We start from the raw sequence: 25,458 nt of genomic DNA on the forward strand, positions 1-25,458 counted from the left end.
CATCGGGCAGGGCGACGCCCGCGGAGGCCCTTCCCCCCCACCCGGACTCAGTCTGGCACCGGCCACTGACAATCGCCCGGCTATGCGAGCGCGGGCGCCCCCGCGTGCACAACCGGAGCGGGAGCGCAACCATGGAAGCAAGAAGCAGATGGAGGCTCGCCATGCTTGTGAAGGACATCATGCACAAGGGCGCGCACTGGATACCGAAGAACGAGACGCTCGAGCACGCCGCCCTGCTCATGCGCCAGCTGAATGTGGGTGCGCTGCCCGTCAGCGACGAGGACGAACGCCTCTGCGGGATCGTCACCGACCGCGACATCGTGATCAACTGCGTGGCGGAAGGCCATGATCCGTCCCGCTGCACCGCGGCCGATGTCATCCACGGGACGCCTCGGTGGGTCCGGGACGACGCGCCCGTCGAAGAGGCGCTGTACGAGATGGGCAGCCGCCGCATCCGCCGTATGCCGGTGATCGACGAGCACAAGCGGCTGGTCGGCATGCTGAGCGAGGCGGACGTGGCACGGCACCTGCCGGACGACCAGGTCGCCGCGTTCGCGGGGCGGATCTACTCGCCCGCTCCCCCGGCGTCCTGATCACGAACATCATCGGCGGTCAGGCGATCAAGCGAAGAAGCCGCCGTCGATGTTGAGCGTGCTACCCGTGATGAAGGAGGCGGCAGGGCTGGCAAGGAACACGACTCCGGCCGCGATCTCCTCGGGGCGGCCGTAGCGGCCCATCGCATTGGCGGCGCGCTGGCCGTCGGAGCTCGGGCCGTCCTCCGGGTTCATGTCCGTGGCGATCGAGCCGACCTGGACGACGTTGACGGTGATACCGCGGGGGGCCAGGTCGACTGCGGCGCCCTTGCTGTAGCCGATGACGGCGGCCTTGGTCGCCGCGTAGTCGGCGATGCCGGGCCGCAGGGGGCGGCTGGAGATGATGGAGCCCATGGTGATGATGCGGCCCTCCTCGCCGATCACGGTGGATGCGGCGCGGATGGCGGCCGTGATACCGCCGTAGTTGACGGCGAGTTGGTGGTCGAGGGCGGCGGTGTCGGCGTCGGGGTTGTCGACCGCCGTGCCGCCGACGATCACTCCGGCGTTGTTGACGAGGATGTCGAGGCGGCCGAAGTCCTTGGCGACGGTGTTCACCAGGTCGGTGACCTGGGTGGGGTCCGCCTGGTCCGCCTTGTAGGCGCGCGCACGGATGCCGCCCGCCTCCAGCTCCTCGGCCACGGCTTCCGCCTTGTCCGCGGATGCGGCGTAGCTGATCGCCACGTCCGCGCCGGCCTCGGCGAGGGCGCGGGCGGTGGCCGCGCCGATGCCGCGCGAGCCGCCGGTGACGAGGGCGACCTTGCCGGTCAGGGGCTTGCCGAAGGTGGTGTTCATGAATCCTCCCCTAGTTCTGTACCGCTCGGTACGTAAGAGGGAAAGTATCATATCGATCGGTACAGAAGTCACCGAGGAAATCGGGGAAGGGGAAGGCCATGGCGAGGACCGGGCGTCCGCGTGGGTTCGATGCCGATGAACGGCTGGACCGCGCCATGCGGGTGTTCTGGCAGAAGGGGTACGAAGGGACCGCTCTGTCCGATCTCACGGAGGCGATGGGCATCAACAGGCCCAGCCTGTATGCCGCTTACGGCAACAAGGAGGAGCTGTTCCGCAAGTGCCTCGACCGCTACCTGGAGGGGCCGGCGAGCCATGTCCGCGAGGCGTTCGACGAACCGTCCGCGCGAGGGGTCGCCGAGCGGCTGCTGCGCGGGGCGGCCGAGGTTGCCACGCGAGAGGACGGCTGCCCCGGCTGCCTGATGGTGCACGGGGCGCAGGGCGGACCCGCGCTCGACGAGGTGATCGCGCGGCGGCAGGCCGGGGAAGTGGCGCTGCGGGCGCGGTTCGAACAGGCCCGGGAGGACGGGGAGTTGGGGGAGGGCGTGGATGTGGCCGCGCTGGCGCGGTTTGTGTGCACGGTGATGCGTGGGGTCGGGGTGCAGGCGGTCAACGGGACCACGCGGGAGGAACTCGAGCAGATGATTGACGTTGCGATGGCGGCGTGGCCCACGCAGTGAGGGCCCAGTGATGTGGGAATGCTCCCCTCATGCGCACCCGCCATCGGCTCGCCGCCGACGCCGCGTTGCTGGTTACCGCTGCCGCCTTCGCGCTGCCGCTCGTGTGGTTGCTGCTGGCGTCCGTTGACGCCGAGGCGGGGCTGAGCGTACGGGCGCCCTCGTCCCCCACGACGGAGAACTTCTCCACCGTGCTGACGGACGACATCACGTTCACCCCGATGCTCAACAGCCTCATCCTGTGCGGCGGGGCCACCGCGCTCACCGTGGTGTGCGCGGCGCTGGCCGCGTACCCGCTGTCCCGTTTCCGGTCGCGGTTCAACCGGCCGTACCTCCTCACGATCCTGTTCTCGACCTGCCTGCCGATCACCGCCGTGATGGTGCCGGTGTACGGCCTGTTCGTGCAGGTGGATCTGATCGACACGGTGTTCGGCACGGCACTGTTCATGGCGGCGACCCAACTCCCCTTCGCCATCTGGCTGATGAAGAACTTCATGGACGCCGTACCGAAGTCGCTCGAGGAGGCGGCGTGGACGGACGGTGCGAGCTGGCTGCAGACACTGACCCGGGTGGTGCTGCCGCTGATGGGGCCCGGGGTGACAGTGGTGTCTATCTATTGCTTTGTCCTGATGTGGGGCAATTTCTTTGTGCCATTCCTGCTGCTCCTCACACCCGACCGGCTGCCGGCGGCGGTCACGGTGTTCACGTTCTTCGGGAACTACGGCCAGGTCGCGTACGGGCAGCTCGCCGCGTTCTCGATCCTCTACTCGACGCCCGTCGTGCTGCTCTACGCCCTCATCGCCCGCCGCCTGGGCGGCGGCTTCGCGCTCGGCGGGGCCGTGAAGGGCTGACCCCGGCGGGGATCCGGCGGGGGCCCGGCAGGGGGCGGTGCGACCGCGGGATGACGGTGTCCGTCTCAAGGACTACGGGGGCGGGGGTCCACCGCCCAAAAGTGCGATGCCTTATTCCGGTCATATGGCTGACGTCTGGGCGGCTTGTGGCTTCGAGAATTGGAGGTGTTGATTCCACGCGTCCCCCCACTATCCCGAGGAGACCCTGTGTCCCATGCGGCTCCCCTGACCACCATCCCCCGTAGCGGTGCGGTTGTCGCCCGTGCCCATGACCTGAGCAAGGTCTACGGCCATGGCGAGACCCGGGTCGCCGCGCTGGACTCGGTCGCCGTCGAGTTCCGCCGTGCGGAGTTCACCGCGATCATGGGGCCGTCGGGCTCCGGCAAGTCGACGCTCATGCACTGCATGGCCGGGCTGGACTCGGTCTCGTCCGGTTCCGTGCGGATCGGGGACACCGAGCTGTCCTCGCTCGGCGACCGGCAGCTGACCAAGCTGCGCCGGGACAAGGTGGGGTTCATCTTCCAGGCGTTCAACCTGCTGCCGACGCTGACGGCGCTCGAGAACATCACGCTGCCGATGGACATCGCGGGGCGCAAGCCGGATCACGAGTGGCTGCAGCAGATCGTGACCACGCTGGGGCTGAGCGGGCGGCTCGCTCACCGGCCGAGCCAGTTGTCCGGCGGACAGCAGCAGCGGGTCGCGGTGGCGCGGGCGCTCACGGCCAAGCCGGAGATCATCTTCGCGGACGAGCCGACGGGGAATCTCGATTCGCGGTCCGGGGCCGAACTGCTGGGGTTTTTGCGGGAGTCGGTGCGGGCGCTCGAGCAGACGGTGGTCATGGTCACGCATGATCCGGTCGCCGCGTCGTACGCGGACCGGGTGCTGTTCCTGGCGGACGGGCGGATCGTGGACGAGATGCACGGCCCTACGGCGGACGCGGTGCTCGACCGCATGAAGGCGTTTGAGGCCAGGGGCCGTGTGAGCTGAGCCCCGGTCCCGCCCTTTCACCGTTTCCTCCGAGGCTCCGCCCCGGACCCCGAAACCGCGCTCCGCGCGGTTGTCCTCAAACGCCGGACGGGCTGGATTGTGCCCTCCAACCTGAAAGTTACCCCGTGTTCCGTACCGCTCTGCGCAATCTCCTCGCGCACAAGACCCGGCTGATGATGACCGCGCTCGCGGTCCTCCTCGGCACCGCATTCGTCTCCGGCACGCTCGTGTTCAGCGACTCCGTCGGGCAGGCGTACCGCAACAAGCTGTCGAAGAGCCTCGACGACGTCGCCGTGTCCGTGATGGCGGGGCGCCCCAGCACCGATTCCGACCGCCAGGGTGCGCTCGACTCGCGCGTGGTGGACCGGATCCGCGCGCTGCCCGGTGTCGCGTCCGTACGTCCGTCCGTCACCGGCGTCGCCACGGTCGCCGACAAGCAGAACAACCCCGCGGGCAGCGACTGGGGCAGCTTCGGCGCCAACTACGTGCCCGGCAAGGACGGCAAGGACAGCCGTTACCCGATCGTCCAGGGCAAGGGGCCGACCTCCCGCGGTGAGATCGTTCTCGACCGGACGACCGCCGACAAGGCCGGGGTCAAGGTCGGCGACACCGTCCGGCTGGCGATCGACGGGCCGGTCATGACCAAGAAGCTCGTCGGCATCGCCGAGACCGACGACCCGCGCGTGAGCGCGGGCGGCAGCCTCGCGCTGTTCGACACGGCGACCGCGCAGCAACTGTTCACCAAGCGCGGCGAGTTCAGCGAGCTCGTCGTCTCCGCGACGCCCGGCACCGACCAGGGCAGGCTGACCGCCGAGGTCCAGAAGGTGCTGCCGAAGGGCTCCGAGGCCGAGAGCGGTGAGCATCAGGCGGCCCGCGAGGCCAAGATGATCGAGAACGACACCAGCTCGATCAGGAACACCTTCCTCGTCTTCGCCGGGATCGCGCTCTTCGTCGGCGTGTTCATCATCGCCAACACCTTCACCATGCTCATCGCCCAGCGCACCCGCGAGATCGCGCTGCTGCGTGCGGTGGGCGCCTCGCGCCGCCAGGTGGTGCGCTCGGTGCTGATCGAGGCCGGGCTGCTGGGAACGATCGCGTCCGCCATCGGCTTCGGGCTGGGACTCGGCATCGCCGTGGGCATGCGTACGCTGCTGAACTCCAACGGGGCCAAGCTGCCGGAGGGTCCGCTGGTCGTGGAGCCGAGCGCCGCCCTGTCCGCCGTCGCGGTCGGCGTCGTGGTGACCGTACTGGCCGCGTGGCTGCCCTCCCGCAAGGCGGCGAGGATCGCGCCGGTGGAGGCGCTGGCCTCCGTGGACCAGACGCCGGTCACCCGCAATCTCGTCGTGCGCAACGTCATCGGTGCCGCGCTGACCGCGCTGGGCGTGGCGGTCATGCTCTATGTGACGACCATGCGCGACATGAGCGGTCTCGAGCCCGCCATGGCGGGCTCGGCGCTCACGCTCACCGGCGTGATCGTCCTCGCCCCGCTGCTGTCCCGCCCGTTCGTGAAGCTCTTCGGCAAGGCGGCCGCCCGCCTCTCCGGCATCAGCGGCAAGCTCGCGCAGGAGAACGCGCTGCGCAACCCGCGCCGTACTGCCGCCACCGCGTCCGCGCTGATGATCGGCCTCACGCTGATCACCGGCCTGACCGTGGCCGCCGTCTCCGCGAACCAGGGCGTGGAACGGATGGGCAAGCAGGACCTGACCGCCGACTACAAGGTCAGCTCGAGCAGTTACCTGGGCCTCTCCCCCGACGTCGCCAAGAAGCTCCGCAAGCACGACGGCGTCGAGGCGGCCGTACCGCTGCGCACGCAGGGCTTCCAGGCCAACGGCGACCAGCCGTCGCTGCTGACGGGTACGGACCCGGCCGCGCTCGGCAAGGTCACCGACATCCGCTTCGTCAGCGGCTCGGCCGCCGACATCAGCGGCGGCAAGGTCGCGGTGGCCGAGGATTACGCCAACAGGCTCGGCCTGAAGGTCGGTTCGACGCTGTCCATGAGCTTCTACGACGGCAAGAAGGCCGCCGTGAAGGTCGTCGCGGTCTACGCGAAGAACGACGTCCTGAGCGACGTCGTCGGCACCACCGGCCTCGTCGACCCGCACATGGACCGGGTGCGCGACAGCGAGGTGCTGGTGAAGGCCGCCCCCGGCAAGGCCGGCGGCCTCCCCGCCACGATCAAGGAGACGCTGGGCAACAACCCGATCATCAAGGTGGAGAGCAAGGACGACCTGAACCGGTCCGCGGCCGGGAACCTCGACGACGTGCTCTACATGATGTACGGACTGCTCGGCATGGCCGTCGTCATCGCGGTCATCGGCGTCGTCAACACCCTCGCGATGTCGGTCTTCGAGCGCACCCGCGAGATCGGGATGCTGCGCGCGATCGGCCTGGCCCGCAGCGGGGTCAAGCAGATGGTGCGGATCGAGTCCGTGATGATCGCGCTGTTCGGCGCGGTGATGGGCGTGGGCGTGGGCATCTTCCTCGCCTGGTCGGGCGGGCATCTGCTGCGGTCCTCGTTCCCGCAGTACGAGATGGTCGTGCCGTGGGGCCGGATCGGGGTGTTCCTGCTGCTCGCCCTCGCGGTGGGCGTGCTGGCGGCCGTCTGGCCGGCGCGCCGGGCGGCGAAGCTGAACATGCTGGAGTCCATCGGGGCTCAGTAGCGGCCAGTAACAGCAAGGCGGTAAGGGCCGGTTCCACACCTGGGACCGGCCCTTACCTTTTTGTGCGTACTTGATCGGCAAGTGGGCGTGAACAACGCTGGACACCATGAACAACTCCCCCGTCACCGTCATCGGTCTGGGCGCCATGGGCAAGGCCCTGGCCACCGCCTTCCTCATCAACAGCCACCCCACCACCGTCTGGAACCGCACCCCGGACAAGGCCGATCCGCTCGTCGCGCTGGGCGCCGTCCGCGCGGAGTCCGTCGCCGAGGCCGTCGCGGCGAGCGAGCTGGTCGTCGCCTGCATCCTCGACTACGACTCGGTGCACGCGACGCTGGACGACGCCGCCGGCGCCCTTTCCGGCCGTACGCTCGTCAACCTCACCAACGGCACGCCCGGCCAGGCCCGCGAGATGGCCAAGTGGGCTGCCGGGCACGGGATTTCGTACGTCGACGGCGGCATCATGGCCGTACCGCCGGGCATCGGCACGGACCAGGCGTTCGTCCTCTACAGCGGCGCGCGGGAGGCCTTCGAGGCGCACCGGGAGACGCTGGAGCGGCTGGGTGCCGCGCACTTCGCGGGCGATGAGCCGGGGCTGGCGGCGCTGCACGACATCGCGCTGCTCAGCGGGATGTACGGGCTGTTCTCGGGGGTGATGCAGGCGTACGCGCTCGTCGGCTCGGAGAACGTGCCGGCGCGGGAGTTCGCACCGATGCTGGGGGCCTGGATGAACGCCATGGGCGGGAGCTTCGTCCCGCGCATGGCGGAGCAGTTGGACAGCGGCGACTACGTGACCGGCGTGACGTCCAACCTGGCCATGCAGACGACGGGTTTCGTCAACCTCATCCGGGCCTCGGAGGAACAGGGCGTACGGCCGGACCTGTTCACGGCCTTGCACGCGCTGATGAAGCGGCGGGTCGCCGACGGGCACGGCGCGGAGGATCTCACGGGGATCGTGGATCTGCTGCGGAAGTAACGGAACGGGCCGACAGCGTCGGCCCGTTCCGCGTTCGTTCCTAGAAGACCGACTCCGCCTCGTCCATGCGGTTCTCCGGCACCCGCTTCAGCTCGGTGACGGCGTCGGCGAGCGGCACCATCGTGATGTCGGTGCCCTTGAGGGACGTCATCTTGCCGAACTCGCCGCGGTGCGCGGCCTCGACGGCGTGCCAGCCGAAGCGGGTGGCGAGGACGCGGTCGTACGCGGTGGGGGTGCCGCCGCGCTGGACGTGGCCGAGGATGACCGGGCGGGCCTCCTTGCCGAGGCGCTTCTCCAGCTCGCCGGCGAGCGAGGTGCCGATGCCGGCGAAGCGCTCGTGGCCGAACTGGTCTATGGCGCCCTTGGCGTAGTCCATCGTGCCGGCGGCCGGGTGGGCACCCTCGGCGACGCAGATGACGGCGAACTTCTTGCCACGGGCGAAGCGTTCCTCGACCATCTTCACCAGATCGGCCGGGTCGAAGGCCCGCTCCGGCAGGCAGATGCCGTGGGCACCGCCGGCCATGCCGGACTCGAGGGCGATCCAGCCCGCGTGACGGCCCATGACCTCGACGACCATGACGCGCTGGTGCGACTCGGCGGTGGTCTTGAGCCGGTCGATGGCCTCGGTGGCGACGCCGACGGCCGTGTCGAAGCCGAAGGTCCGGTCGGTGGAGGAGATGTCGTTGTCGATGGTCTTGGGCACGCCCACGACCGGCATGCCCGCGTCGGAGAGCATCCGGGCGGCGGTCAGGGTGCCCTCGCCGCCGATGGGGATGAGCACGTCGATGCCGTACTCGCGGGAGAAGTCCTTGGCGCTCTCGCAGGCCTCGCGCAGGCGGGCGCGCTCCAGACGGGCGGAGCCGAGGATCGTGCCGCCGCGGGCGAGGATGCCGCTGACGGCGTCCAGGTCGAGCTTGCGGAAGCGGCCGTCCAGCAGACCCTTGAAACCGTCCTCGAAGCCGATGACCTCGTCGCCGTGCTCGACGAGCGCCCGGTGCACCACCGAGCGGATGACAGCGTTCAGGCCCGGGCAGTCGCCGCCCGCCGTGAGGACTCCGATGCGCATGGTGCTGTGTCTCCTGCTCGCTACTGGTACCTGTGAGCCGGACCCGATTGTTCCACGGGCCCGCCGGTGCTGCCGCACCCGAGCCGCACTCCGGACGGCCACCCGCCTGACGAGCGCCTTATCCAGGGTCGCAGGTATTGTCAAGAGGGCAAGACCACCCTATCGGGTAATTTCCCACGACGGACAAACACGGCGATGGAGCAAGGAGAGCACGCGTGACGCGCAGCGTGTACGTGACCGGGACCGACCGCGGCGACGGACGCCAGGTCATCGAGCTGGGAGTCATGGAGCTCCTGACCCGCCATGTCGACCGGGTGGGAGTCTTCCGCCCGCTCGTGCACGGGGACGGGCCCGACCGGCTCTTCGACCTGCTGCGGGCCCGCTACCGGCTCGAGCAGTCCCCCGAAAGCGTCTACGGCCTCAGCTACGCGGAGGCGTCCGCCCTCCAGGCCGAGCGCGGCACGGACGAGCTGGTCGCCACCCTCGTCGAGCGCTACCTCGCGGTGGCCCGCGCGTACGAGTACGTGATCGTGCTCGGCACCGACTACGTCGGCTCCAACCTCCCCGACGAGCTGGCCCTCAACGCCCGCCTGGCGAACGAGTTCGGCGCCTCCGTGCTCACCGTCGTCGGCGGCCAGAACCAGAGCGCCGAGTCCGTGCGCGCCGAGGCCCGCAACGCCTTCCGCGCCTACGAGGCGCTGGGCTGCGACGTCGTCGCCCTGGTCGTCAACCGGGTCGACCCCGCCGACCGCGAGGCCATAGCCGCGCGGCTCTCGGCGAGCCTGCCCGTCCCCTGTTACGCGCTGCCCGAGGACGGCTCGCTCTCCGCGCCCACCGTGGCGCAGATCGTGCGCAAGCTGGGTGCCGAGGTGCTGCTCGGCGACGACGCCGGGCTCGCCCGTGACGCCAAGGACTTCGTCTTCGGCGGCGCGATGCTCCCGGCCTTCCTCCCCGCCCTGACCGAGGGCTGCCTCGTGGTCACCCCCGGGGACCGGGTCGACCTGATCGTCGGTTCGCTCGCCGCGCACAGCGCGGGCGCCCCGAACATCGCCGGTGTGCTGCTCACCCTCAACCAGAGGCCCGGCCCGGACATCCTGGCGCTCGCGGGCCGCCTCGCCCCCGGCACCCCGGTGGCCGCGGTGCACGAGGGCTCCTTCCCCACCGCCACCGAGCTCTTCGCCATCGAGGGCAAGCTGGACGCCTTCTCGCCGCGCAAGGCCGAGACCGCCCTGGGCCTCTTCGAACGGCACGTCGACACCACGGAGTTGACGAACCGTATCTCCGTCATGCGCTCCAGCCGCGTCACCCCGATGATGTTCGAGCACGAGCTGATCGAGCGCTCCCGCTCCGCCCGCCGCCGCGTCGTCCTGCCCGAGGGCACCGAGGAGCGCGTGCTGCGCGCCGCCGACGTCCTGCTGCGCCGCGACGTCTGCGACCTCACGCTGCTGGGCGAGGAGGACGTGATCCGCAAGCGCGCCGCCGAGCTGGGCATCGAGCTGGGCGAGGCGCAGCTCATCGACCCGCAGACCTCGCCGCTGCGCGAGCGCTTCGCCGAGATCTACGCCAAGGCCCGCGCCCACAAGGGCATGACCGTGGAGCTGGCGCACGACGTCGTCGCCGACGTCTCCTACTTCGGCACCCTGATGGTCCAGGAGGGCCTGGCCGACGGCATGGTCTCCGGTGCGGTGCACTCCACCGCCGCGACCATCCGCCCCGCCTTCGAGATCATCAAGACGGCGCCGGACGCGCAGATCGTCTCCTCCGTGTTCTTCATGTGCCTGGCCGACCGGGTGCTCGTCTACGGCGACTGCGCGGTCAACCCCGACCCGAACGCCGAGCAGCTCGCGGACATCGCCATCCAGTCCGCGGCGACCGCCACCCAGTTCGGCGTCGAGCCGCGCATCGCGATGCTGTCGTACTCGACCGGCACCTCCGGCTCCGGCGCGGACGTCGACAAGGTCCGCCGGGCCACCGAGATCATCCGCGAGCGCCGCCCCGACCTGCTGGTCGAGGGCCCGATCCAGTACGACGCCGCCGTGGACGCCAACGTCGCGGCCACCAAGCTGCCCGGCTCCCAGGTCGCGGGCAAGGCCACCGTGCTGGTCTTCCCCGACCTGAACACCGGCAACAACACCTACAAGGCCGTGCAGCGCTCGGCCCACGCCATCGCGGTCGGCCCGGTCCTGCAGGGCCTGCGCAAGCCCGTCAACGACCTGTCGCGCGGCGCCCTCGTCAGCGACATCATCAACACGGTCGCGATCACCGCCATTCAGGCGCAGGGCGAACAGCGCGGCGAGCGCGTCGAGCCCTGATGCCCCTCGGGCCCACGGCACTTGCCGTGGGCCCGCCCCCTTTCCTCCCCCCTCGTCTCTATACGGAAAGCCCCAGATGACTGCCAACGGCACCCGAGTCCTCGTCCTCAACTCCGGCTCCTCGTCGGTCAAGTACCAGCTGCTCGACATGGCGGACGGCTCCCGGCTGGCCGTCGGTCTGGTCGAGCGCATCGGCGAGGAGACCTCGCGTCTGGTCCACACCCCCCTCGCGACCGGCGGCGCCAAGCGCGAGACCGAGGCGCCGATCCGTGACCACGCCGCCGCGCTCGAGGCCGTCGCCGGCGAGCTGGCGGCCGACGGGCTGGGCCTGGACTCCCCCGAGCTGGCCGCCATCGGCCACCGCGTCGTGCACGGCGGCAGCGAGTTCACCGAGCCGACCCTGATCACCGACGAGGTGCTGGCCCACATCGAGCGGCTCATCCCCGTCGCCCCGCTGCACAACCCGGCCAACGTCACCGGCATCCGCACCGCCCAGGCGCTGCGCCCGGACCTGCCGCAGATCGCGGTCTTCGACACCGCGTTCCACACGACGATGCCGGAGTCCGCGGCGCGCTACGCGATCGACGTGGACACGGCGGACGCGCACATGGTGCGCCGCTACGGCTTCCACGGCACCTCGCACGCGTACGTCTCGCGCAAGACCGCGGAGCTGCTGGGCAAGGACCCGTCCGAGGTCAACGTGATCGTCCTGCACCTGGGCAACGGCGCCTCCGCCTCGGCCGTGCGCGGCGGCAGGTGCGTGGACACCTCGATGGGCCTGACCCCGCTCGAGGGCCTGGTCATGGGCACCCGCTCCGGTGACCTCGACCCCGCGGTGATCTTCCACCTGGCCCGTAACGCCGGGATGTCCGTCGACGAGATCGACTCGCTCCTGAACAAGAAGAGCGGTCTGATCGGACTGTGCGGAGACAACGACATGCGCGAGATCCGCCGTCGCATCGACGAGGGCGACGAGCGGGCGAAGCTCGCCTTCGACATCTACGTGCACCGGCTGAAGAAGTACATCGGCGCGTACTACGCGGTGCTGGGCACGGTCGACGCGGTGGCCTTCACGGCCGGCGTCGGCGAGAACGCGGCACCGGTGCGCGAGGCCGCCGTCGCCGGTCTGGACGCACTGGGCCTGGCCGTGGACGCGGGACTGAACGCGCAGCGCCAGGACGACGCGCGGCTGGTCTCCCCCGCCGGCGCCCGGGTCGCGGTCGCCGTGGTGCCCACCGACGAGGAGCTGGAGATCGCCACGCAGGCGTACGCCCTGGTCACCGCTTGATCACCGGCCCGTCTCCTGTTCTTTCCCACAGCTCGAATATTCCGCTCTGAAACAAACCGATAGGATCGCCCCATGCGCCGTTCCAAAATCGTCTGCACCCTGGGCCCCGCCGTCGACTCCTTCGAGCAGCTGAAGACGCTGATCGAGGCCGGCATGAACGTGGCCCGTTTCAACATGAGCCACGGGTCCCACGCGGAGCACGAGGACCGTTACAACCGCCTTCGCAAGGCCTCCGAGGCGACCGGCCGGCCGGTCGGCGTGCTGGCCGACCTCCAGGGCCCGAAGATCCGTCTGGAGACCTTCGCGGACGGCCCGGTGGAGCTGGTGCGCGGTGACGAGTTCACCATCACGACCGAGGACGTCCCCGGCGACAAGACGATCTGCGGCACGACCTACAAGGGCCTGCCCGGCGACGTCACCAAGGGCGACCAGGTCCTGATCAACGACGGCAACGTCGAGCTGCGCGTGACCGAGGTCGAGGGCCCGCGCGTGCGGACCATCGTCATCGAGGGCGGTGTCATCTCCGACCACAAGGGCATCAACCTGCCCGGCGCGGCCGTCAACGTCCCGGCGCTGTCCGAGAAGGACATCGAGGACCTGAAGTTCTCGCTCGCGATGGGCTGCGACATGGTCGCGCTGTCCTTCGTCCGCGACGCCAAGGACGTCCAGGACGTCCACCGCGTCATGGACGAGGTCGGCCGCCGCGTGCCGGTCATCGCCAAGGTCGAGAAGCCGCAGGCCGTCGAGAACATGCACGAAGTCGTCATGGCTTTCGACGGTGTGATGGTGGCGCGCGGCGACCTCGCGGTGGAGTACCCGCTCGAGAAGGTCCCGATGGTGCAGAAGCGCCTCATCGAGATGTGCCGCCGCAACGCCAAGCCGGTGATCGTCGCGACCCAGATGATGGAGTCGATGATCACCAACTCCCGCCCCACGCGCGCCGAGGCGTCCGACGTCGCCAACGCGATCCTGGACGGCGCGGACGCGGTCATGCTGTCGGCGGAGTCCTCGGTAGGCGCGTACCCGATCGAGACCGTCAAGACGATGTCCCGCATCGTCGAGGCCGCCGAGCAGGAGCTGCTCTCGAAGGGCCTCCAGCCCCTCGTCCCGGGCAAGAAGCCGCGCACGCAGGGCGGTGCGGTGGCCCGCGCGGCCTGTGAGATCGCGGACTTCCTGGACGGCAAGGCGCTCGTCGCCTTCACCCGCTCCGGCGACACGGCCCGCCGCCTGTCCCGCTACCGCTCCCAGCAGCCGATCCTGGCGTTCACGACGGACGTCACCACCCGCAACCAGCTCACGCTGAGCTGGGGCGTCGAGACCTTCGTCGTGCCGCACGTCGACAACACCGACGCGATGGTCGAGCTCGTCGACGCGGAGCTGCTGAAGCTCAAGCGCTACAACGAGGGCGACACCATGGTGATCACGGCGGGTTCCCCGCCCGGCATCCCCGGCACCACCAACATGGTGCGGGTCCACCACCTGGGCAACGCCAACTGACGCCTGGCGCCTGGCACATCGGCTGTGGCCGCCATCCCCGTCGTGGGGGTGGCGGCCACAGCCGTTTTCGCTGCGGGGGGTTGCCAGTTGGATAGATTGCTAGCAATCTAGGACCCATGAGCGCCGAGCGACAACAGGTCAAACAGTTCAACGTGTACTTGCCCGTCAGTCTCATCCGCGAGGTCAAGCACCACGCCGTGGACACCGAGCGGTCGCTCTCCGCCATCGTCGAGGCGGCGCTGACCGAGTACTTGGGACACGCGGCCACCAAAGAGGAGGGGAAACATGTCGACTGACGGTTTCGAAGGCTTCCACGTCGAGACGCGCAACTACGGTGCCACAGCGGCCTTCTGGTCATCTCTCGGCTTCCGCAACGTCTTCGAGAGCGACCACGGCTCGGGGCACTGGGAGCACCCGACGGGCGGCCCGTACGTGTTCATCGTCGAGCAGCACGACGACCGCGAACCGGAGACCCGCCCGATCCTGAAGGTCACCGACGCGGCGTCCTTCGCCCCGGCCCGTACGCCGGAGTTCGTACAGCCCTTCACACCGCAGCACTGGGGCGTCTCGGAAGCGGTCGTACGCGACCCGGACGGACGCCATGTAAACCTGCAGGCACCGGTTTCGAGGGATTCGAGGGAGCAGTGACCGTGTTCGTCAGCTACGCCGAAGCAATCCTGGACGCACTCGGGGCGGACCCCGGCCGTCCGGCCCTGACCACCGCCGACGGTGCGCGGATCACCGCGGGCGAGTTCCGCGACAGCACGTACCGCCTGGCCCGGGAGCTGGCCGACCGGGGCGCGGCCCGCGGCACCACCATTACCCTGCTCACCGGCAACACGGCCGAGGCACTCGGCGCCCGCTACGCCGCGAGCCTCGCGGGCGCACGGGTGGTGCACCTCTACGACGGCATGAGCCCCGAGACCATGGCCGCCATCGCGGCGAGCGTCGACACGAAGCTGCTGCTCGTCGACCCCGAACAGTACGCGTTCGCCAGGGAGTTACTCCCCCTGATCGACGTCTCGGACGTACTCACCCTGGGCCCCGGCCCCTTCGGCGAGGACGCCGTCACCGCGTCCGCACGCCAACCGGCACAGCCACCGGCCGTACGGATCGAGCCGGACGACGACTTCTCCATCCGCCACACGGGCGGAACCACCGGAATCCCCAAGGGCATTCTCAACCTGCACGGCCCCTACCGCCGCGCCCTCGACGCCCCGCTCGCCGGCATCAGCGGCCGTCCCCGCTTCCTCGCCTGCACCCCGCTCGCCCACCTCGCCGGCCTCTTCACCGACCTCGCCCTCTACCAGGGCGGCTCCGTCGTACTCCAGCGCACCTTCGAGCCCGGGGATGTCCTGGCCGCGATCGAGCGCGAACACATCACCCACCTCTGGGTTCTGCCGCCCCTGCTCTACCAGTTGCTCGACCACCCGGCCCTGGCCGACACCGGCCTGTCCAGCCTGAGCAGCATTCTCTACGCCGGCTGTGCCGCCTCACCGACGCGCATCCGCGAGGCGTTCAAGGTCTTCGGCCCCATCCTGTCCACCGGATACGGCCAGTCGGAAGCCACGAACATCACCGTCCTCGGTCCCCACGAGCACACGCGCACCGGCCGCAGCGGGCTGATCAGCGTCGGCAGGCCCGTACCCGGCGTCGAGCTCGCCATCCGCGACGAGAACGGCACCACCCTGCCACCGGGCGAGGAGGGCGAGATCCACGTCCGCTCGCCCCGCATCATGCCCGGCTACTGGAAGCAGCCCGAACTCACCGCGGAAGTGATCCGCGACGGCTGGCTGCGCACGGGAGACGTCGGCTATCTCGACGAGGACGGCTACCTCTACCTCGTCGACCGGATCAAGGACCTGATCATCGTGGTCGGAGGCCACGTCTACCCGTCCGAGCTGGAGGACGTCCTCCTCACCCACCCCGCCATCGCCCAATGCGCGGTCTTCGGCGTCCGCGACGACCAGGAAACGGAGCACATCCACGCCGCCGTGGTCCCCGCCCCGGGCCACACCCCCGAGCTCGCCGCGATCCGCGACTTCGTCACGGCGCACAAGGGCCGGATGTACGCCCCCGAGGCCGTGCGCATCGTCTCCGCCATCCCCCTGACACCGGTAGGGAAGCCTGACAAGAAGCGGCTGCGCACGATGCTGGCCGACTGAACCGAAGGCCCGACATGAGAGAGGCCGGGATCGGTGTGAAACTGGGCTCGGAAGGGGTGATCCCCGTGCCGGACCCACCGCATGCGTCCGCCGGACCCGGCCCCGACACCGCCGTCGACGAGAATCGGCTGGAAGAGCTGATCATCGAGGCACAGACGGCCCTGCCGTACGAACTGCCCGGCCTGGCGAACCGGTGCGCCTCGGCCCTCGGCCTGGACACCGCGCTGCTCTACCTCGTCGACCTGCAGCAACAGCTGCTCATCCCGCTCGACGACGTCTCGGAGCCGCTGCCGGTGGACCGCTCACCGGCCGGCTGGGCGTACCGCACGCTCTCCCCACGGGTGGCCGACGCCGACGACGGCGTGATCGTCTGGATCCCCCTGATCGACGGTGCGGAGCGGCTGGGCGTACTGGCGGTACGGGCCGCCGCGCTCGACGGGGTGCGGTTGCGGCGCAGCCGGATGCTGGCTCATCTGTTCGCCATGCTGATCACCTCCAAGCGCGGCTACAGCGACTGGCTCGCCGCCCGTACCCGCACCGCGACCATGCGGCTGCCCGCCGAGATGTTGCGCGCCTTCCTGCCGTCCCACACCGTCGGCAGCAGCAGGTGCGTCTCGACCGCGGTCCTGGAACCGGCGTACGACGTCGCCGGCGACGCCTTCGACCACTCGGTGGTCAAGGACGTGCTGCACACCATGATCCTCGACTCGATGGGTCACGATCTGACCGCCGGCCTGACCACATCGGTGGCCATGGCGGCGGCCCGGAACGCCCGCCGCGGCGGCGGCGACCTGGCCGACATTGTCGGCTCCCTCGACCGGACGCTCGCCCAGTGGCTGCCCGACCATTTCGCCACCGGCGTGCTGTGCCGGCTCGACGCGGTCACCGGGGAGCTGCGCTGGGTCAACTGCGGTCACCCGCCGCCGCTGCTGATCCGCGGCGAGCGCGTGCTCGAAGGGGCGCTGGACAGCCCCCCGCAGCCACCGATCGGCCTGGCCGGCGGCCAACTCGCCCCGGCGGCCCGGAAAGTCCACGAGACGACACTGCAACCGGGCGACTGCGTCCTCCTCTACACCGACGGTGTCGTGGAGGCCCGCGACGAGGACGGTGCGGAGTTCGGCCTCGACCGGTTCACCGACTTCATCATCCGCTCCTCCGCCGCCGGCCAGCGCCCGGCGGAGGTCCTGCGGCTGCTCATCCACGCCATCCTCGACTACCAGCGCAACCAACTGCGGGACGACGCGACCATCTTGCTCTTCGAATGGCGCCCGCAGAGCTGGTGACCCTGGCCGTTTCACATCGCCTTTTGGCCAATTACCGAGCGGTGCCGGGCCATTCCTGACTGCCATCATGAGCCGCCCAGCCTCACCCACCCCACCGGCAGACAGGAACCACACATGCGCAGACGGCTCCGCACGCTCGCCCTCGCCCTGTTCCTCACCGCCGCCCTGGGCGCCGGCACGGCCCAAGCGGCCGACAAGGCCGATCCCGGTAAGCGCGTCTACAACGGCATGCAGATCATTTTCAGCCCGAACACGCCCAAGGCTTTCTGCACGATCGGCGCGGTGGGCACGGACGACCACCAGCGCCACATAGCCATCTCGGCGGGCCACTGCCTCAGTGACCCGAGGTACGCCGACCGCGAGATCCACGAGAACGTCGGCCCCGTCTACGACCGGAACAACATCGACTTCGGCCCGATCGGCTACATCCGGTACTTCAAGGACCCCGAGGGCTCGCAGACGGGCCATGTCACCAAGGACTACATGGTCATTGAGCTGGTCCCCGCGGTGACACTCTCCTCGCAGGGCCCCCACCTCAAGCAGACCGGCGTACTGAAGTACCCCAGCGGCCCCGTCAGCCCCAACGCCCTCAACCCCGCCCTCGACAGCGAGCGGGTGCTCACGACCGGCAACAACGAGATCATCACCTCGGGCCAGACGGGCACGTGGTTCGGCACCGTGATGAGCAACGACAAGGGCGTCTACCGCGCCCCCACCGTGCACTGGGCAGGCGACTCGGGCGGCCCGGTGATCTGGCACGTCCCCGGCACCGACCTGCCGTCCAACTCCAACGGCTTCCAGGCTTCCGGCCCTTGGGCCGGCATCGTCAAGGGCGCCACGCTGGCCTGGCCGCCCTCCCTCTACACCAGCTCGGCGAACATCGTCGCCGACCTGCGGGCGCGTGAGGCCGCCGACCCGGCGCACAACATCTACGGCGCGGGGTTCGAGGTGACCCCGAACCCGTAGCGCGGGGCGCCGACAGCCCGCGCATCGGCCGTGGCCGTCATCCCCGTTGCGGGGTGGCGGCCACGGCCGTTTGTCTGGGCAGCATGTCGGCTATGGACGGTCGAGAGCACCATCCATCGCATGGTTCAGCAGCGCGCGCCACGCGGCGGGTGCGACGGTGAGGACCGTCTCGGGGCGGTCACTCTCTCTGACGTAGATGGGGACTGGACAGCTAGTCGCCACCTCTATACATTCCCCCGTCCCAGCTGCCGAGCTGAAGCTTGATTTCTGCCATCTGAACTTCGGCATTACAACCCTTCACAGCGTGTACAGCACGTGCTGAACCAAACCAAGTGAGTCCCTCCTGGCATGGAACTCAGGTTCGACGCTGGGGTCAATTGCCGGCAGACCAGCCGCACTCAGCCTTGCGAACTCGTCGGTGAACTCGGCCAGATGCTCCTGGCCACTGATAAATGGCGATGACACCGGATGATCGGTGTAGACCGTACTGAGCTCGGACACAGCGTGCTCGAAGATGACGAATGGCGCACTGAAGCGCGGGTAGGCCCTCGCCTTGAACGGCAGGATCTGAATGGTCACGTGCGGTAGGCGCGCCATCTGCACGAGGTGCTCGATCTGCCGCCGCATGACATCTGCCCCCACGAACTCCATACGCAGCGCGGACTCATGGACGACGGCATGGAACCGAGGTGGGGCTGCCCGAGCAAGGATCTCCTGCCGATGGCAGCGAAACTCGACGTACATGTCCCGAGTGGCCGGGGATGCGTCCGCTTCCCCTCCCGCGAACAGAGCGCGCATGTACTCCGGCGTTTGCAGAACGCCCGGGATGTGAATCCACTGGAAGGACTTGTAGCCGGCCGTGGACGACTCCAGTTCAGCCAGGTCAAGTGTGCTTGGCGGCAAGAGCTTTCGGTAGTCCGACCACCAACCCTTACCGGTGGATTGACCCATGTCCACTAGAGCCTCAACCATGGGCTCTGAACTGCAACCGTAGGCTTCGACCAAGCTACGCAACTTCGACTCAGGAATGGCCGTTCGAGCCGCCTCGATGTGACCAAGATGCGGCGGTCCGAGCCCCGCGGCCGCCGCCGCTTCCTGGACCGACACACCCGCAGAGGTGCGGAGTCTTCGGAGCTCGATCCCCAAACGCCGTTGCCGTTGAGTTGGGTTGGTACGTAGGCCCATGCCGCCCTCCTATTGATCGGCAGCAGTTTGCCCGCTTCTGGAGGCCCAAGGCCACTCGTTGGAGGCAATCCAGTCAAGCTGGTTGCAGATCGGCAACCTCAATCCCTACCGTCGAAGACGAACCGCACCGCTTTCCCCGGCGCCGTAAGCGGAAGTGCACCGTGCGCGCCGCTGGCCTGCCCTGCGCAGGGAACGACACGTACCGGCAACGCCACCGCACCGTCAGGAAGACACAGCGCTCATGGCACACCCATCTCGTGAGCCCAAGGAGTCACGCATGTGCCCCACCGCCTCTGCCCTACCCGTCCCCGCCCCCCGCTCGCTCCCCCACTCCGGCTTCTCGCTCGTCTTCCCGCCCGCGCGCAGTTGGGTCCGCACCGCCCGGGACGCCGTCCGCACGGCGCTGGCCGTCGCCAAGCGCGAGGACCTGACGGACACAGCGATCCTGCTTACCTCCGAGGCGGTGACCAATGCCATCAACGCCTGCCGAAGCAGCGGCTGTTCGGACCCAGTCGGCCTGTACGCCGAGTGGGCGACCGCCAGCGGCCTGCGCGTGCTCGTACGCGACAACGCACCCGGCGTGCCCACGCTCGACCCACCATGCCGGCGCGAGCCCGACGATCAGCCAGTGACCGGGCGCGGGATGCAGCTCATCAGCGCCTGCGCCACCGACTGGGGGATTTGCCACCACACTCCCGCCCCGGGCAAGTCCGTGTGGTTCCGGCTCGTTCGATGAGATGGCAACAGAACTCTGGCGCTCTCCTCCTCCAGTGGCAGGTGGAGAGCGCCAGGTGACGGCTCGTTCAGCAGGATCTGCTAAGCAAGCCCTCCGTACGTCACGGTCCTGCCCGGGGCTAGTTCGCGGGCGATCCGTTCGGTCAGTTTCTCACCACGACGCTCCAGTTCCTTGCGGCGGGCATCGTCCTTTTCCGTGTCACGCTCCTCCAAATACAGGTTCATATTGGCGTCGAAGTCGGTCGACCACTTGTACAAGTCGTCGACCAGGTCGTCGGAGAGCCCGAGAGCGGCAACTGGATCGTCCGGCGCGAAATCGCCGAATCCCTCTGCACGGAGTGGATGCCACTTATACTCACCCTCGACGACGATGTGCATGGGATGCGGCGGACTGCCATGTGCCTCAAGAGACCAGTGCAGTCGCTGACATCCCCAGCACACGAACTTCACCGTGCCGTGCTGTTCGTCCCAGTAGCGCACCACCCACGCGGGTCCCAGATGCTTCGCCAGCATTTGGGCGAGCTCCAAGCCCTCCTTGACGTGCTTGCGCAGCTCGGGTCGGGAGGCGATGCCTTCCGGTGGGCAGGCCGTGGACCAGCAGGCCAGTTCATGCGCCAGGCCCCCAGGAAGATCCAGGTCGGGATCGTCGAGTGGAACGCCGCTGGTGAAATCGCCGTGGTCCGCACTGGGTCCTGCACCCGAGGTGTACAGGGGCGACCGGTCTCCTCGTGCACGCACGAGGAGATGACGGGGTTCGTCCTGGTGGCTCATACCGGGTTCGCTCCTACGATGAAACCGTTGTCGCCCACCGTGATGGCGACTCGATGTGTCATCCCATTGAACACGGTCTCGTAGATCGGCCGTCCGCCGTCCGCACCCTGATGACCGACGATCTTTCCATCGGTCAAGGCATTCTTGAGCAACTTCGGAATATCCTCCGCAGCCACGCCCTTCTCGATGAATTCGCCTGCATGCCGAAATATGACGTGGATAAGACCGGCCCGCGAGTCGCCAACTTCCAGCCACGCTACGGGAACTCCGGGCCTCGGATACCTGACAGCCATGACCACCTTCGACCGGTTGAAATTGGCTCCACTTGCTTCGAGCTTCTTCACTAGGTCCAGGTCGACGCTGTTTGCAGCCTTTGCCCGATCAGCCATACGCTCGGACAACCGAAGCGCCATTCCTGCAAGGCTGTCTGGATTGGCCAAATCCGTCGCAGACGGCTTCTCTCCGAAGATCTTCTTGAGGTCTCCGAGGAGCTTTTCGGCACCCACGCCGGTCTTGATCGCCTCTTTCACCTTCTCGGCGAGCTTGAGGGCCTGGAGGACCTTCGCACCGGGCACGAGCGCGACAGCCCACACGCATCCGGAGACGCTGCCGCGGTAGCAGTCAACGAAGTCCTGGGTGAGCACCTTCCAGATGCCCTTGAGGAACGCCTTGTCGACTTCCTTGACGATGTCCCAGTTGGAGAAGTGCTTGTTGAACGTCTTGGTGAGACCCTTGTAGGTCTGCGTGTCTAGGAAGACGGTATCCGATTTCGGGCATCCCGCCTCGGTAGCGGGGACATCGGGGTTGATGCACAGGTAGAAGCTGACTGTGGCATCGAAGTGAAGCGTGAACGTCACGTCGCAGCCGGAGTTGCCCATGCCCAGCTCGCATGTGGTCGACTCGGGATCCCCGACCGGGGTGACCTTGTCAACAACGTAGAAGGTGTGGTCGATCCCGGTACCGGCCCCCGTCGAGACCTGCTGGTTCGCCTGCTTCCGCGCTGCCTCCTCGGCAGCCTTCTGAGCCTCCTCGGCGTACTTCTGTGCGTCCTTCGCCGCCGCCTCCGCTGCGGTGGCGTCGGCGTCCGCGCGATCAGCAGCCTCGCGTGCGTCCTTCGCCGCCGCCTGGGCCTGTGATGCGGCGTCGCGGGCGGCCTGGGCATCGAGGACAGCCTGGTCGGCGGATTCACGGGCCTGTTTGGCGTAGCTTTCGGCGCCACCGGCCGCCTTGTCCGCTGCAGCCGCGTCCTCGGTGGCCTGGCGGTCGTAGTCCATCGCGCGGGCCAAAGACGCCGCTGCCTGCGAGGCGGCCTTGGCGGCATCGGCCGCGTAGCCAAGGGCTTCCTTCGCGTACGTGCGGGCATCCGCCGCGTACGAGGCGGCGTTGGCCGCGTGCTGGTATGCGGCCTTCGTGTCTCCCTTCGCAGCTTCGGCGAGGGCCTTGGCGAGCGCGGCCTCCTTCTGGGCGTTCTTGGCGTGGGTGTCGGCAACGGCCTGCTGCTGCTCGGCAATCGTCTTCGACGCCTGCCCCGTCAGGACAACCAGGCCCGCCGCCAGGTCCGTTGTGACGTAGGGGGAGCCGAGCTGGATCGCGTCGTTTGCCGGCTTGGCGACCTGTGAAGCAGCGTTGCCTGCGTCCACGGCAGCCTGGGCGGTTATGTAGGCGTAGCCGGCGGACTTCGCGGATGCCGCCAGGGCCTTGGCGGTTTCCTTGCTCGCCTCATCCGCATCGGACTTGGCGTCCTTCGCCTGCTTCTCCGCGTCGTCGGCCAACTTGACCGCTGCCTTCGCCTCCGAGGCGGCATGCTGCGATGCCTCGATCGCGTCCGCAGCAGCGCTGGTCGCCGTCTTCACCGCGGCGTCGGCCTTCAGCTTTGCAGCCTGAGCGCCATCCGCATCAGACCGGGCCCGCTTGGCTGCCGCCTCGGCACGAGTAGCCGCAGCGTCTGCGTCCGCAGCCGCACTGGTCGCGGCGTCCGCCTCGCTCTTGGCCGACTTCGCAGCTGCTTCCGCCTCGCCGGCGGCCTTGTCAGCCGCGTCAGCTGCGGCGCGTGCATCCTTGGCGTTGTCGTCGGATTCGTGTGCGTCGGCGTACGCGTCCTTGGCGTCTGCCTTGGCGCGCGCCGCGTCCGCTTTCTGTTCGGCGTCCCACGCGTCGTCCCGTTTTGCCTTGGCGTTGTCGCGGGCCTTCTCTGCCCCCTCCCGCTTCTGTGCAGCCGTGGCAGCCGACTCGTTGGCCTTCTTGTCGGCATCCTTCGCCGTCGACGCGTAGGACTCGGCGTTCTTCTTGTGCTCGGCAGCCTCGGCCTGCTTGGCAGCAGCGGTTTCCTTCTCCGCCTTCGCCGTCTTCTCTTCCGCCTCTGCGGCGAGCCGCTTCGCGTGGGCGTCGGCCGCGGCCTTCTTCGCGTCTGCCTCCGCCTTCACGGTTTCGGCGAGCTTCGCCTCCGCGGTTTCCTTGTCCTTCTTCGCGTTGTCCCGGTGCACCTTGGCCGCTTCGGCGTCCGCCTTGGCCTGCAACTCGGCCGTGTGCGCGGCTTCTTTGCGGAATTCCGCCTTTGCCTGTGCGGCCTGGGCCAGCGCACGCTGCGCGATGGTCTGGCTGTCACCGCCGGATGCGCGGGTGGCGGCCTCGGCGGTCTCGCCAGCCTTCACCATCGCCTCCAGCGCGGCAGCCGTGCCCTTGGTGACCTGAGCCTTCTGCTGGCCGACCAGCAGGCCACGACCCCGAGGCGCGCCATTGCTGTCCGCGATGGCGTAGGCGGCCTGCTCGGCGGTGTCGGAAGCGGTGGCGGCCTTCTTCGCCACCTCGGCCTGTGCTTTGAGGACGTCGAGTTGCTTCTTCGCCGCCGCCTGGGCGTCCGCGATGCCCTTCCTCGCCTTGTCGAACTGGGCCGCCGGCTGAACAGTGCCGTTGTGACCGGACGGCTTGATGTCGAACTTCTGCGGGTCGGTGCCGTTGCACGTCCACAGTCGCGAGTCGGAATTGTTGTCGTACGTGCGCAGGTCCAGACAACTGCCCGTGCCGACGTTCTTCAGGCTCGTGGTGGCGCGCAGGTTGTACTCCCACGTCTGCGCCGTAGAGCTGTTGCAGCCCCAGATCTGGATCTTCGTGCCGTTTGCGGTGTCGTTCCCGGACACGTCAAGGCACTTCTGGGAGTTCACGTTCCGCAGGTGAAGACCGAGGTCGTCGCCGTAGATCTGCCACTGCTGCGCAGCCGTGCCATTGCATGTGTGCACCTGGACCGGGGTGCCGTTGGCCTTCCCGCCGCCCTCGACATCAAGGCACATGCCGCGCGCAGCGTGCACCTCCATCACCGCAGGTTTGTCACCGATCCATCCGGGGCCGCCGGGCGACCAGTAGGCCTGCCAGCGGGCCAGGTGATCGGCGACCCACGAATGACCCAGCATGTACCCCAGAGCCTTTGCCCCGTTGGCAAGCGCCTTGGTGGCGTCCGTATTGGAATTCAGGATCTGGTTGCGCTGCACGGTCTGCGAGGCGATCTCCTGCTGCCATTCCGCAGCAGCGGTGCTGGATACGTCGCCCAACACCTTGTTCGGGTCGATTGGGTCACGCCACGCGCACGCGGCAAACCGGGTCTTCAAGTCCTCGACCGCGATGCGGTATTCCGGGGTACCCGGCTGCGGGGTGGCGCGGGGAAATCCCCCCGACCCAAGGAAGATACGGGCATTGTCTGCACCCGTGGGCTGCAAGGACCAGTCAGACAGGAGCTTGAACGCGTCCCGCTCGGCAACGGCGCGGTTCCACTCGTCCCCGGGGAGACTTGGATCCGGGTCCTTGCCGTACAGCGGAGTTCCAAGGTCCTTGACAGCCTTGACGGTTTGCTCATCGGCCTGAGGAGTGGGGTCCTTGTAGAAGTCGCTGTCGTCTTTCCAGAACCGGTTGGCGGTCCACTTGATCAGACCAGTTTGAGCGTAGAAGTCGTCCTTGCCATCGGGCGGCCAGTGGAAGTTGGTCTCGTTGAAGCCAGCCGGAGTCGTCAGTCCGTCGAGCGGCTTCTTCCATTCGTCCCGGAGGGCATGGATGGCGTCCATTTCCTTGTCGGCCGCATCCCGGTCCTTCTTGTACGCCTGGGCAAGTGGCGTGTCCTCCCAGAACTTCCGGTCGGCCAAGGTGTGCAGTTTGTCCGGGGGTTGATTGAGGCCGTCCTGCGCGGTCGCGGCCATGGTCGAACCACCCAGGCGCAGCACATCGGCCATCAGACACTGGTCCTGCCGCAACTGCGCGGCAGCCGTGTCCTCGTAGTCGACCAGATCGATGCGATGCTTGGCGTCGCGGTTCGACAGACCGGATTGGACAGCCACACCGCCGAGGACGGCCATGACGGTGACAGATGTGATGATGCGGGTGGGAGTTGCAGGTCTTCGTGATCTGGGGTTTGAGAACCCTAATCCGCGGAACAAAAGAACATCCCTTCTTTACTAGAGGCGAGGGCGCCGAAGCGCAGCCGAAGAGGGGCACAATGCGGTGTCGCTCAGGGGAAACGGCGCCCAGCACAGACTGCGTTGACGCGCACGAGCGACCGGTACGACGGCATGACGGCGAACCCCTCATCGTGGGCAACGGCATTCTTCCGGCCGCCAGTTGACTGGCATACGTGATAGCTGAGCAGGTAAAGGCCCACTCAACGCGAAGTCAT

Annotated in this window: 21 protein-coding genes; 15 read left to right on the forward strand and 6 right to left on the reverse strand. The window is 68.4% G+C overall.

Features of this window, described 5'->3' with window-relative positions:
* The first annotated feature begins 161 nt into the window (after nucleotides 1-161).
* Nucleotides 162-593: a CBS domain-containing protein gene (locus ACV530_RS07860; RefSeq protein ID WP_494331555.1), complete on the forward strand. Its 432-nt coding sequence runs from the start codon at nucleotides 162-164 to the stop codon at nucleotides 591-593.
* A 27-nt stretch (nucleotides 594-620) separates the two neighbouring features.
* Here ACV530_RS07860 and ACV530_RS07865 read toward each other — a convergent pair whose 3' ends face one another.
* Nucleotides 621-1,385 carry an SDR family NAD(P)-dependent oxidoreductase gene (locus ACV530_RS07865; RefSeq protein WP_494331556.1) on the reverse strand — a complete coding sequence of 255 codons (765 nt, stop codon included), beginning with the start codon at nucleotides 1,383-1,385 and terminating at the stop codon, nucleotides 621-623.
* Nucleotides 1,386-1,483: 98 nt separating this feature from the next.
* On the opposite strand from ACV530_RS07865, the gene ACV530_RS07870 reads away from it, so the two are divergent.
* The 5 genes from ACV530_RS07870 (at nucleotide 1,484) to ACV530_RS07890 (ending at nucleotide 7,533) form a co-directional block, all read left to right on the forward strand.
* On the forward strand, nucleotides 1,484-2,062 hold the full coding sequence (locus tag ACV530_RS07870; RefSeq protein ID WP_494331557.1) for a TetR/AcrR family transcriptional regulator: 579 nt from the start codon (nucleotides 1,484-1,486) through the stop codon (nucleotides 2,060-2,062).
* A gap of 29 nt (nucleotides 2,063-2,091) precedes the next feature.
* Nucleotides 2,092-2,910, forward strand: a complete 819-nt coding sequence (locus ACV530_RS07875) for a carbohydrate ABC transporter permease (RefSeq protein WP_494331558.1) — start codon at nucleotides 2,092-2,094, stop codon at nucleotides 2,908-2,910.
* Between the two features lie 207 nt (nucleotides 2,911-3,117).
* Nucleotides 3,118-3,897: an ABC transporter ATP-binding protein gene (locus ACV530_RS07880; protein WP_494331559.1), complete on the forward strand. Its 780-nt coding sequence runs from the start codon at nucleotides 3,118-3,120 to the stop codon at nucleotides 3,895-3,897.
* Between the two features lie 125 nt (nucleotides 3,898-4,022).
* Nucleotides 4,023-6,557 (forward strand): ABC transporter permease, encoded by a 2,535-nt coding sequence (locus ACV530_RS07885; protein ID WP_494331560.1) that lies wholly within the window; start codon nucleotides 4,023-4,025, stop codon nucleotides 6,555-6,557.
* Nucleotides 6,558-6,663: 106 nt separating this feature from the next.
* The gene (locus tag ACV530_RS07890) at nucleotides 6,664-7,533 is read left to right on the forward strand and encodes an NAD(P)-dependent oxidoreductase (protein WP_494331561.1); all 870 of its coding nucleotides are present in this window, start codon (nucleotides 6,664-6,666) and stop codon (nucleotides 7,531-7,533) included.
* A gap of 40 nt (nucleotides 7,534-7,573) precedes the next feature.
* On the opposite strand, the gene ACV530_RS07895 is transcribed toward ACV530_RS07890, so the two are convergent.
* Entirely contained in the window at nucleotides 7,574-8,599 is a 1,026-nt protein-coding gene (locus ACV530_RS07895; protein ID WP_494331562.1) for an ATP-dependent 6-phosphofructokinase, read from the reverse strand.
* 215 nt (nucleotides 8,600-8,814) lie between these two features.
* On the opposite strand from ACV530_RS07895, the gene pta reads away from it, so the two are divergent.
* The 8 genes from pta (at nucleotide 8,815) to ACV530_RS07935 (ending at nucleotide 18,110) form a co-directional block, all read left to right on the forward strand.
* Complete coding sequence (pta, locus tag ACV530_RS07900; RefSeq protein WP_494331563.1) at nucleotides 8,815-10,911, forward strand: phosphate acetyltransferase; 2,097 nt, start codon at nucleotides 8,815-8,817, stop codon at nucleotides 10,909-10,911.
* Nucleotides 10,912-10,987: 76 nt separating this feature from the next.
* Nucleotides 10,988-12,199, forward strand: a complete 1,212-nt coding sequence (locus ACV530_RS07905) for an acetate kinase (protein WP_494331564.1) — start codon at nucleotides 10,988-10,990, stop codon at nucleotides 12,197-12,199.
* Between the two features lie 72 nt (nucleotides 12,200-12,271).
* Entirely contained in the window at nucleotides 12,272-13,696 is a 1,425-nt protein-coding gene (gene pyk / locus ACV530_RS07910; protein WP_494331565.1) for a pyruvate kinase, read from the forward strand.
* Between the two features lie 116 nt (nucleotides 13,697-13,812).
* Nucleotides 13,813-13,992 (forward strand): ribbon-helix-helix domain-containing protein, encoded by a 180-nt coding sequence (locus tag ACV530_RS07915; protein WP_494331566.1) that lies wholly within the window; start codon nucleotides 13,813-13,815, stop codon nucleotides 13,990-13,992.
* Complete coding sequence (locus ACV530_RS07920; protein ID WP_494331567.1) at nucleotides 13,982-14,344, forward strand: VOC family protein; 363 nt, start codon at nucleotides 13,982-13,984, stop codon at nucleotides 14,342-14,344. The genes ACV530_RS07915 and ACV530_RS07920 overlap by 11 nt, the downstream gene beginning before the upstream one ends.
* On the forward strand, nucleotides 14,341-15,861 hold the full coding sequence (locus ACV530_RS07925; RefSeq protein WP_494331568.1) for an AMP-binding protein: 1,521 nt from the start codon (nucleotides 14,341-14,343) through the stop codon (nucleotides 15,859-15,861). Before ACV530_RS07920 ends, ACV530_RS07925 begins: the two co-directional genes overlap by 4 nt.
* A gap of 14 nt (nucleotides 15,862-15,875) precedes the next feature.
* A complete protein-coding gene (locus ACV530_RS07930; RefSeq protein ID WP_494331569.1) occupies nucleotides 15,876-17,144 on the forward strand; it encodes a PP2C family protein-serine/threonine phosphatase in 1,269 nt (422 codons plus the stop codon).
* A gap of 114 nt (nucleotides 17,145-17,258) precedes the next feature.
* Nucleotides 17,259-18,110: a hypothetical protein gene (locus tag ACV530_RS07935; RefSeq protein WP_494331570.1), complete on the forward strand. Its 852-nt coding sequence runs from the start codon at nucleotides 17,259-17,261 to the stop codon at nucleotides 18,108-18,110.
* A gap of 90 nt (nucleotides 18,111-18,200) precedes the next feature.
* Here the strand turns inward: ACV530_RS07935 and ACV530_RS07940 are convergent, their stop codons facing one another.
* Nucleotides 18,201-18,398 carry a DUF397 domain-containing protein gene (locus ACV530_RS07940; protein ID WP_494331571.1) on the reverse strand — a complete coding sequence of 66 codons (198 nt, stop codon included), beginning with the start codon at nucleotides 18,396-18,398 and terminating at the stop codon, nucleotides 18,201-18,203.
* 9 nt (nucleotides 18,399-18,407) lie between these two features.
* Nucleotides 18,408-19,295: a helix-turn-helix domain-containing protein gene (locus tag ACV530_RS07945; RefSeq protein WP_494331572.1), complete on the reverse strand. Its 888-nt coding sequence runs from the start codon at nucleotides 19,293-19,295 to the stop codon at nucleotides 18,408-18,410.
* 277 nt (nucleotides 19,296-19,572) lie between these two features.
* On the opposite strand from ACV530_RS07945, the gene ACV530_RS07950 reads away from it, so the two are divergent.
* A complete protein-coding gene (locus ACV530_RS07950; protein ID WP_494331573.1) occupies nucleotides 19,573-20,031 on the forward strand; it encodes an ATP-binding protein in 459 nt (152 codons plus the stop codon).
* Between the two features lie 80 nt (nucleotides 20,032-20,111).
* Here ACV530_RS07950 and ACV530_RS07955 read toward each other — a convergent pair whose 3' ends face one another.
* Together ACV530_RS07955 and ACV530_RS07960 are read right to left on the reverse strand one after the other, a co-directional pair.
* Nucleotides 20,112-20,801 (reverse strand): immunity protein CdiI family protein, encoded by a 690-nt coding sequence (locus tag ACV530_RS07955; RefSeq protein WP_494331574.1) that lies wholly within the window; start codon nucleotides 20,799-20,801, stop codon nucleotides 20,112-20,114.
* Entirely contained in the window at nucleotides 20,798-25,141 is a 4,344-nt protein-coding gene (locus tag ACV530_RS07960; protein ID WP_494331575.1) for an RICIN domain-containing protein, read from the reverse strand. The genes ACV530_RS07955 and ACV530_RS07960 overlap by 4 nt, the downstream gene beginning before the upstream one ends.
* Nucleotides 25,142-25,458 lie beyond the last annotated feature (317 nt).

The organism is Streptomyces sp. SX-6 (assembly GCF_059089585.1).